8 protein-coding genes are annotated in these 8,834 nt (G+C 74.3%); 4 read left to right on the top strand and 4 right to left on the bottom strand.

What is annotated here, in order from left to right; translation table 11 throughout:
• Positions 1–90 precede the first annotated feature (90 nt).
• On the bottom strand, positions 91–1,299 hold the full coding sequence (locus tag GT045_RS06225) for a pyridoxal phosphate-dependent aminotransferase (protein WP_161289439.1): 1,209 nt from the start codon (positions 1,297–1,299) through the stop codon (positions 91–93).
• Between the two features lie 81 nt (positions 1,300–1,380).
• Between GT045_RS06225 and GT045_RS06220 the strand changes: the two genes are divergently transcribed.
• On the top strand, positions 1,381–2,007 hold the full coding sequence (locus tag GT045_RS06220) for a winged helix-turn-helix transcriptional regulator (protein WP_161289441.1): 627 nt from the start codon (positions 1,381–1,383) through the stop codon (positions 2,005–2,007).
• Between the two features lie 86 nt (positions 2,008–2,093).
• Here GT045_RS06220 and GT045_RS06215 read toward each other — a convergent pair whose 3' ends face one another.
• The 3 genes from GT045_RS06215 to GT045_RS06205 all read right to left on the bottom strand — a co-directional run bounded on the left by GT045_RS06215 (position 2,094) and on the right by GT045_RS06205 (position 5,791).
• On the bottom strand, positions 2,094–2,894 hold the full coding sequence (locus GT045_RS06215) for a hypothetical protein (protein ID WP_161333540.1): 801 nt from the start codon (positions 2,892–2,894) through the stop codon (positions 2,094–2,096).
• On the bottom strand, positions 2,894–4,156 hold the full coding sequence (locus GT045_RS06210; RefSeq protein ID WP_161289445.1) for a VWA domain-containing protein: 1,263 nt from the start codon (positions 4,154–4,156) through the stop codon (positions 2,894–2,896). Before GT045_RS06210 ends, GT045_RS06215 begins: the two co-directional genes overlap by 1 nt.
• A gap of 96 nt (positions 4,157–4,252) precedes the next feature.
• Positions 4,253–5,791, bottom strand: coding sequence for an IucA/IucC family protein (locus GT045_RS06205; RefSeq protein WP_161333538.1), 1,539 nt, complete (start codon positions 5,789–5,791; stop codon positions 4,253–4,255).
• A gap of 137 nt (positions 5,792–5,928) precedes the next feature.
• Here GT045_RS06205 and GT045_RS06200 point away from each other — a divergent pair, with 137 nt between their 5' ends.
• The 3 genes from GT045_RS06200 to GT045_RS06190 all read left to right on the top strand — a co-directional run bounded on the left by GT045_RS06200 (position 5,929) and on the right by GT045_RS06190 (position 8,833).
• The gene (locus GT045_RS06200; protein WP_161333536.1) at positions 5,929–7,431 is read left to right on the top strand and encodes an IucA/IucC family protein; all 1,503 of its coding nucleotides are present in this window, start codon (positions 5,929–5,931) and stop codon (positions 7,429–7,431) included.
• A gap of 215 nt (positions 7,432–7,646) precedes the next feature.
• Positions 7,647–8,561: a HipA family kinase gene (locus tag GT045_RS06195; RefSeq protein WP_161333535.1), complete on the top strand. Its 915-nt coding sequence runs from the start codon at positions 7,647–7,649 to the stop codon at positions 8,559–8,561.
• Complete coding sequence (locus tag GT045_RS06190) at positions 8,558–8,833, top strand: SelT/SelW/SelH family protein (RefSeq protein WP_161333534.1); 276 nt, start codon at positions 8,558–8,560, stop codon at positions 8,831–8,833. Before GT045_RS06195 ends, GT045_RS06190 begins: the two co-directional genes overlap by 4 nt.
• The last annotated feature ends 1 nt before the right edge of the window (position 8,834 follow it).

Here is an 8,834-nt window from a genome sequence, read left to right as displayed (position 1 = left end):
CGGCGTGCCCGCCCCGCCCCCTGCGGGCCCCGGTCGTTGCCGGGTGATCTTCGCACACACGAGCGAAGCGGGCCACACGGCCCGGAGGGGTCACTGCCGGTACCCGCCGAGGAACCTGCCGATCCGGCCGATCGCCGCCTCCAGGTCGTCGGCGTGCGGCAGGGTGAGGATGCGGAAGTGGTCGGGGGAGGGCCAGTTGAAGCCGGTGCCCTGGACCACCTGGATCTTCTCGCGCAGCAGCAGGTCCAGGACGAACCTCTCGTCGTCGTGGATCTTGTGCACCTTGGGGTCGAGGCGCGGGAAGGCGTACAGCGCGCCCTTGGGCTTGACGCAGGACACCCCCGGGATCTCGTTGAGCTTCTCCCAGGCCACGGTCCGCTGTTCGTCCAGCCTGCCGCCGGGCCGGGTGAGGTCACGGATGGACTGGCGCCCGCCGAGCGCGGCCTGGATGGCGTACTGGGCGGGCGCGTTGGCGCACAGCCGCATGGAGGCCAGCATGGTCAGGCCCTCCAGGTAGTCCCTGGCGTGCTGCTTCGGACCGGTGACGACCAGCCAGCCCGAGCGGAAGCCGGCCACCCGGTAGGTCTTGGACAGGCCGCAGAAGGTGAGCACCACCAGGTCGGGGGCGAGGGCGGCGGCCGAGTGGTGGACGGCGTCGTCGTACAGGATCTGGTCGTAGATCTCGTCGGCGAAGACCATCAGGCCGTGCCGGCGGGCCAGGTCGAGGACGCCCTCCACGACCTCCTTCGGATAGACCGCGCCGGTCGGGTTGTTCGGGTTGATGAGGACCACCGCCTTGGTGCGGTCGGTGATCTTCGACGCCATGTCGGCCAGGTCCGGGTTCCAGTCGGCCTGTTCGTCGCACCGGTAGTGGACCGCCGTGCCGCCGGCCAGGGTCGTGACGGCCGTCCAGAGGGGGAAGTCCGGTGCGGGGATGAGGATCTCGTCGCCGTCCTCGACCAGGGCCTGCACGGCCATGGAGACCAGCTCGGAGACGCCGTTGCCGAGGTAGACGTCGTCCACGTCGACTTCCAGGCCCAGGGCCTGGTAGCGCTGGGCGACCGCGCGGCGGGCGGAGAGGACGCCGCGGGAGTCCGTGTAGCCGTGCGCCTGCGGCAGCATCCGGATCATGTCCTGGAGGATCTCCTCGGGCGCCTCGAAGCCGAAGGCCGCGGGATTGCCGGTGTTCAGGCGCAGCACGCTGTGCCCCGCCTCCTCCAGCGCGTTGGCGTGCTCGATCACCGGGCCGCGGATCTCGTAGCACACCGCGCTGAGCTTGTTGGACTGCCGGAACTCCATGCGCCCCTCCGGGAACTCGTGTTACTTGGTTTTACCAAGTGGGAGCTTGGAAAGTCCAACAACTTGTCTAGACTGCGTCGCATGCCACCACGCCGAAGCTACGACCAGTACTGCTCCGCGGCCCGCGCGCTCGACCGCGTCGGCGACCGCTGGGCCCTGCTGATCGTCCGGGAACTGCTCGCCGGCCCCCGCCGCTACACGGACCTGCACGCGGACCTGCCCGGCGTGAGCACGGACGTACTCGCCTCCCGGCTGAAGGACATGGAGCGCGACGGCCTCACCACCCGTCGGCGGCTGCCCCCGCCGGGCGCCGCGTACGTGTACGAACTCACCGCACGGGGACGGGAACTGCTGCCCGTGCTCCAGGCGCTGGGCCGCTGGGGCGAGCGGGAGCTGGGCGAGCGCGGCCCCACCGACGCCGTACGAGCCCACTGGTTCGCCCTGCCGCTGCTGCGTGCCCTGGACGGCGCGGGCGTCGTCGAAGTCGCCCTGCCCGAGGGCGACTTCCACCTCCACGTCGGCGCGGAGGACGGGCCGGTCTACGGCGACGGTCCCGCGCCCGGCGAGGCGGATGCCCGGCTGGTGACGGACACCGCGACCTGCGAGGCGCTCGCCCGGGGCGAACTGCGGCTGCCGGCGGCGGTACGGGCCGGACGGGTGACGGTGACCGGCGACGGCGCCCTCGCCAAGGCCCTGCGGGAGACGTGAGAAGCCAAGTCCCTGCGGGAGGCGTGAGAAAAGGTGAAGGCCCGCCGGAGCGGCGGGCCTTCACCCCACGGTGTGCGCCGTACGGCTCAGGCGCCCGGCGGCACCCGGGACGGCCGGCCCGACCCGCGGGTCAGCGCGTGACCGCCGATGCCGGCGAGCGCGGCCAGCACACCGCCGATCGCGGTCCACACCCAGCGGTCGGACCACCAGCCGGAGGACCAGCCGTCGTCCGAACCGAAGCTGGAGAGCACCGCGGCCTTCGAACCGTCGCCCTGTCCGGCCGACTTGACGGCGATCCCGGGAACCAGCGGCTTGCCCAGCGAGCCGTCGACCGCCGCCGCGCCGCCGACGTCCTTGGAGTCCACGCGCACCTCGGCGCCGACCGGCTGGCCGAGATCGGAGGCGCCGAGGTCCACCACCGTGAGCCGGACGTAGTACGTGCCCGGCAGCGGGTCGTTCGCCCACGGCTCCGACCAGCCGCGCACCGTGCGCAGCACACAGGCCAGCTCGACCGGGCCGGAGCCCGTCGCGGCGGTGCGGGTCGCGGCGCCGTACTGGCAGGACTGACGCCGCCGCAGCCCGTCGTACACGTCGAGCTGCCAGGTCTGCGGGCCGTGGGAGTCCCGGAGCTTCACCGTCGCCTTGACGGTGGGCCGCTGGCCGGTGTCCGCGGGGAAGGACCAGTACAGGTAGTCGCCGGTGGAACCGGAGGCGGTGGCCCGCTGCCCCTGCTCGATCTCCGTCGCCGTACGGAACGAGGTGCCCGCCTGCGTGGGCGCCGCGTCACCGGAGGACGCGCTCGGGGAGGGCGTGGAATCGGCGGCGGCCGGTCCGGCGGCCAGCCCCAGCGCCAGCAGCGCGGTGCCCAGCACTCGTGTGATCCGCATCAGTTCGTCCTCCACACCGCGACCCGCCAACGCGACACCCAGCCCCACAGCAGACCGGCCAGGAAGCCGGTCAGCACCAGCGCGCCGAGCAGCCACCAGCCACGGCCGAGGCCGAAGGAGGCCACGTCGTGGTGGCCCGACGGCCCGTCGACGACGTCGACGGTCAGCTCCAGCGGCAGACCCGGGGTCGTCTTGACCCCCGAGGCCGCCGAGAACGACTGGGTGACCTGGAGGCACACCGTCTCCGGGGTCGCCGTGTCGTCGTCGCTGTCCGCCTTCGGGTACCGCAGACCGGTGGAGATCACGTCGGTGCGGCCGGTGCCCGCGGCCTCACCGCGCACGATCTCCCGTCCGTGCAGGGTCACCGCCCGCAGCAGCACCCCGTAGTCGGGGTCCACGGCCCGGTCGTCCGCGACGCTCACCGAGGCGCGCAGCTCCCGGCCCGGCTCGACGTCCACCCTGTACCAGCGCTGCCGCCCGAACTCCGCACGGTCGGTGTAGAGCCCGGACTTCAGCGTCGGCGCCTTCTCGCACCGGTCGGCGCCGTGGGTGGCCACCGGGGTCACCACCGGATCGGCCGCCCGGTCGACCAACTGGCCCACGCGGTCGGAGAGTTCCTCCTTGTGCCGGACGTCGGTGTAGGTGCCGCCGGTCGCGTCCGCGATGCAGCTGAGCTGGGCGCGGGTCTTGGCGTCCGGCACCAGGCCGAGGGTGTCGATGGTCAGCCCGATGCCCTTGGCCGCTATCTCCCGGGCCACCTCGCACGGGTCGAGCGGCCGGCAGGTGTCCTCACCGTCACTGATCAGGACGATGCGGCGGGTACCGGTACCGCCGTTCAGGTCGTCCGCCGCCTTCAGCAGCGCGGGACCGATCGGGGTCCAGCCGGTCGGCGCCAGGGTGGCCACGGCCGTCTTCGCGTCGGTCCGGTCCAGCGGGCCGACCGGGTAGAGCTGCGCGGTGTCCTTGCAGCCCTCCTTGCGGTCGTCGCCGTGGTAATTGGCGCCGAGCGTGCGGATGCCGAGCCGGACCTCCGCGGGGGTCGCGTCCAGCACCTCGTTGAACGCCTGCTTCGCCGCGGCCATCCGGGTGCCGCCGTCGATGTCACGGGTGCGCATGGAACCACTGACGTCCAGCACCAGTTCGACCTTCGGAGCGGCCTGTTCCGTCTCGTCGGCGACCGCTCCGGCGGGGAAGGCGATCCCGGCCGTCAGGGCGGCGAGCAGAGCGCAGACGCCCGCCGCCAGCCGTTGTCTTCTGATCATCGCCGGATCCTATTGATCAGACACACCGGACTCCAAAACGCCGGATGACCGGTGCGGCCCGGTCCGGCCGGGCCGGTGCCCGGGGATGACGCCTGTTCAGCCGGTCACCGGGAACCGTGCCGCGCAGGGATGGGGCAGTGTCGTCCAGACGTCCCCGGTGCCGCCGGGCGAGAGCCGCATCAGGGTCAACGCCTTGGTGGGCAGCGGCCCTTCCCGCAGCGCCGCCAGATCGGGGGTGCGGGGCAGTCCGGGCAGGACGTCCGCCAGGGCGGCGGCCAGCGCCGGGCCCGAGCCCGCCGTACCGGCCAGCGCGCCCGCCACCAGGGAGCCGAACAGCTTGCGGCGCAGGGCGGTCGGGTCGTCCGTGACCATCCGGGCCGCGAGCCCGGGCGGGGTGATGCCGTGGCGTGCCAGGCGCGCGGGGCTGATCCGGATGTCGGCGAGGTCGCGGTAGACCAGGCGCAGCGGGGTGCCGTCGGCCGACAGGATCACCAGGAGGTTCTGGCCGTGCGCCTCCAGGGCCACCCCGGCTTCCAGCAGCAGCAGACCCACCGTGAGCGCCAGCCGGGCGAACGCGGCCAGCCAGGAGGGGGATCCGGGCAGCGACGTGGTGGCGAGGGCGGCCACCGGGAGAACGTGTTCGCCCGGAGCGGCGTACACCTCCGGCGACTCCCGCAGCAGCGCGGCCAGGTCGGGGGAGTGGGCCGAGACCGCCCCCAGCGTGCGGGTGACGTGCAGCAGCCCGCCGGTGCGCGCCGCCAGGTCCTCGGCGAAGTCGGACAGGGGCGCCGCGGACCGCACCGAGGAGACGGAGATGTCGCGTACCGACGAGGTCAGCCGGGCGCTGAGCGCGGTCTTCACGTGCGGCCCGCCGGGCAGCGCCAGGGTGCGCAGGGACATCAGCGGCCGGGCCGGGCGCCAGGCGTCGTACGGCCGCCCGAGCACGTGTGCCGCCTGCCAGGGGTGCACGGGCACCAACAGGTCATCCGCCGCGCGGAGTTCGTCCGGCCAGTCACCGGACAGCAGACAGTCCGCGGCCGGTACCGCCACCGTGCCCAGGCCGACCACGGGCCGGTGCTCCGGACCGTACGCCAGCTGGTCCGCCACCGAGAACCCGGGCCGGGAGCGGCAGTTCGGGTGGAACGGGTGCCCGTCGACCACCCGCTGCTCCCACTCCCAGTCCTGCGCCCGGCCTCCGGCGTGGGGGAGCTCCACCGGCCACTCCTTCGGGTGGTCCGCGCCCGCCCGGGACAGTGCCAGCGAGGCCGCGCTGCCCGCCAGCTCCGCCGCGAAGCCGGCCGCATGCGGCACCCCGAGCGCGGTCATCAGACGGGCCGGGTCGTCGTAGCGCTCCCCGTCCAGCCGCACCGCGGTGACGTACGCGCTCGTGGCGTACGGGTCCGCGTGCGGCCCGCGCAGGGACCGGCCGTCGGCCAGGCGCAGGGTGAGCCCGTGCGCTCCCGGCTCCCGGCCGGCCAGCCACGGCAGCGGCTCGTACGCCAGCGCCCGCCACAGCCGGGTCAGCACGGCGGCGCGGGCTCCCGGCAGCTTCGCCGCGTACCGGGGCAGCAGACCCGGCCGGACGACGGCCAGCTCCTCGGCGATCTCGGCCTCGGCGGTGGGGGGACGGTGCACAGGGGGCTCCTCGGGTACACGGGCACGGCACGATAGTCGGGGACTGCCGGGGACGACAGCCATACTGATCATCACCGGCCCCGGACGGCGCACGCGGCGTGCGCGGGGACTGCCGCGGGCCCCTGGACGAGGGACGAATGGAACGCGTGGACCTCACACCCCCCACCGGTGACGCCGGCCGCCGCGCCGACGCGTACGCGGCGGCGCCACTGCTCAACTGCCTGCTGCGGGAGGTGGCCGAGCCGCTCCCGGACGCCCCCGGGGACCACCGCGTCCACCGGCTGCCGAGCGGGCGGCTGCTGCGGGTGCGCACCGGCCGGCGCCCCGCGGACCCCGAGCTGTACACGGCCGGGGCCTGGTGCCGGATCGACCATCCGGAGCTGGTCAAACTGGTCGCCGAGGAGCTGCGCCGGCACACCGGGACGCCCGGCGGCGACCTGCCCGCGGAGGTGATCGACAGCCGTGACGCGGTCGCCGCCCTGCTCACCGCCAGGTCCCGGACCACCGAGCCGGACGACCCGTACCTGCGCTCCGAGCAGTCCCTGCTCACCGGCCACCCGTACCACCCGGCCCCCAAGGCGCGCGGCGGCGGACCGGTCGCGTCCTGGCTGCCGTACGCCCCCGAGGCACACGCCCGCTTCCCGCTGGTCCTGCTCGGTGTCCGCGAGGACCAGGTGGCCGAGGAGGGCGACACCGGCGCCCTGGACGCCCTCGGCGACGCCCCGCCCGGCTACCGGCTGCTGCCCGCCCATCCCTGGCAGCTCGAACTGACCGCCCGTGACCTCGCCCCCGCGTTCGCCGACGGCCGGCTGCTGCGGCTCGGCACCACCGCCTTCGACACCTGGCCCACGGCCGCGGTCCGCACCGTGTACGAACCGGGCCGCGATCTGTTCCTGAAGTTCAGCCTGGACGTCCGCATCACCAACGACATCCGCCGGCTGTGGCGCCACGACCTGCGCAGACTGGGCCGCACCGACAGCGCCGCCGGGCGCGCCTTCGCCGCGATGGGGCCGCCGGCGGCCTGGCTGAGCGACCGCGGTTACCGCACCGCCGCCTTCGCCTTCGAGGAGCTGGCCGTCCTGGTCAGGGACGGGCTGCGCGGCCATCTGCTGCCGGGCGCCACCCCGCTGCTCGCGGCCGGTCTCGCCGAGGGCTTCGAGGGCAGCCCGCTCGCCGCGACGGCCGATCCGGCCGCCTGGTGGACGGCCTATCTGCGGCAGGTCGTACCGCCCGCCCTGACCGCGTTCCACGACCACGGGGTGGTCCTGGAGGCCCACCTGCAGAACACCCTCGTCGCCGTGGACGCGGCCGGCACGCCCGTACAGGCCCTGTTCCGGGACGCCGAGGGCGCCAAGCTGCTGCCCGACGTCACGCGGGCCGCCGGCTGGGAGCGGCTGGTGTACTGCCTGGTCGTCAACCACCTCGTCGAGATCGCCGGCGCCCTCGCCGAGCACCGCCCCGGCTTCGACCCCTGGCCCGCCGCCCGCCGCGAACTCGCCCGGCACCACCTGCCCGAGATCCCGGCCCTGCTCGCCGCGCCCACCCTGCCCGGCAAGACCAACCTGCTGCTGCGCTGGACGGGGGCGGACGGCGCGGACGCCCGCTACCTGCCCCTGCCGAACCCGCTGGCGCGCCCGTGACACCGCTCCCCGGCCGGAGCCGGGGGGACGAGCCGTCCGTGCCCGGCTCCGGGCCCCCCCCCCGCAGCGCCCCGGGCGGGGGCGGCCGCCGCCCGCCGGCGAAGTCACTATGCTCACTTGCGTGCCGCGGGCCGGCAGCCGGGGGATTCCCCGGATCGCGTCCCGCCGGAGCCGGGCACGAGACAGAGGGCACTCAAGCGGTTGGGCCGTGGAAGATGATGAGAGAGGTCGTCGCGACCCGCTACGTCGAACCCCTGCGTTCCGGTGGCTCCGTGCCCGGCGTCGTCGAGGCCGACGACCTCGGCACGTACGTCGTGAAGTTCACCGGTTCGGCGCAGGGCCACAAGGCGCTGGTCGCCGAGATCATCGTCGGCGAGCTCGCCCGCGCGCTCGGCATGCGCTTCCCGGAACTCGTCCTCGTCCATTTCGACCCCGCCATCGCGGCCGGGGAACCGCACCAGGAGGTGCGCGACCTGCACGGCGCCAGCGCGGGCGTCAATCTCGGCATGGACTTCCTGCCGGGCGCCCGGGACTTCACCCCGGAGATCGCCCGGACCTTCCCGGTGGATCCGCTGGAGGCCGGCCGGATCGTCTGGCTGGACGCGCTGACCGTGAACGTCGACCGTACGGTCCACAGCTCCAACCTGATGGTCTGGCCCACGCTCGGCACCGCGCCCGCGAGGCTGTGGCTCATCGACCACGGCGCCGCCCTGGTCTTCCACCACCGCTGGGACACCACGGCCCCGGGCCGCAGGTACGACTTCCGGCACCACGCCCTCGGCGGCCACGGCCCCGACGTGCGCGCCGCCGACGCCGAACTGGCGCCCCTCGTGACGGAGGAGCTGCTGCGTTCGATCGCCGCCCGGGTGCCGGACGCGTGGCTCGCCGAGGAGGCCGGGTTCGCCACGCCCGACGACGTCCGCGACGCCTACGTCGGCTACCTGCTGGACCGCGTCCGGCTCTCGGACCAGTGGCTGCCCACCGGCTTCCCGAGCCGCGAGGAGCTGGCGGCCGAGGAGGCCGCCCGTACGGCGAAGACCCGAGCGGGCCGCCCGGACTGGCTGAGGCAGGTCCCCGACCTGCACGGCGAGCCGGCGGCGGAACAGGATTGGTCGGTGCACCTCGGATGACCCATCGCGTGCAGATCGAGTACTGCACCCAGTGCCGCTGGCTGCCCCGCGCGGCCTGGCTGGCGCAGGAGCTGCTCACCACCTTCGAGGCCGAGCTGACGGAGCTGTCGCTCAAGCCCGGCACCGGGGGCGTCTTCGTGGTCAGGGTGGACGGCGAGGTCGTCTGGGACCGCCGCGAGCAGGGCTTCCCGGAGCCCACGGCGGTCAAGCGCCTGGTACGCGACCGAGTGGCCCCGGGACGGACCCTGGGCCACTCGGAACGTCAGGCGTGAG

This window comes from Streptomyces sp. SID486, from assembly GCF_009865385.1.
Lineage (GTDB): Bacteria > Actinomycetota > Actinomycetes > Streptomycetales > Streptomycetaceae > Streptomyces.
Note: the sequence above shows the minus strand (reverse complement) of the source record. Positions and strands in the feature narration are given on the sequence as shown.

What these genes read in the sequence shown, in the direction of transcription:
- GT045_RS06190 (WP_161333534.1), top strand. Translation starts at nt 8,558, where the DNA reads ATGACCCATCGCGTGCAGATCGAGTACTGCACCCAGTGCCGCTGGCTG.
- GT045_RS06200 (WP_161333536.1), top strand. Translation starts at nt 5,929, where the DNA reads ATGGAACGCGTGGACCTCACACCCCCCACCGGTGACGCCGGCCGCCGC.
- GT045_RS06225 (WP_161289439.1), bottom strand. Translation starts at nt 1,299, where the DNA reads ATGGAGTTCCGGCAGTCCAACAAGCTCAGCGCGGTGTGCTACGAGATC.
- GT045_RS06215 (WP_161333540.1), bottom strand. Translation starts at nt 2,894, where the DNA reads ATGCGGATCACACGAGTGCTGGGCACCGCGCTGCTGGCGCTGGGGCTG.
- GT045_RS06220 (WP_161289441.1), top strand. Translation starts at nt 1,381, where the DNA reads ATGCCACCACGCCGAAGCTACGACCAGTACTGCTCCGCGGCCCGCGCG.
- GT045_RS06210 (WP_161289445.1), bottom strand. Translation starts at nt 4,156, where the DNA reads ATGATCAGAAGACAACGGCTGGCGGCGGGCGTCTGCGCTCTGCTCGCC.
- GT045_RS06195 (WP_161333535.1), top strand. Translation starts at nt 7,647, where the DNA reads ATGATGAGAGAGGTCGTCGCGACCCGCTACGTCGAACCCCTGCGTTCC.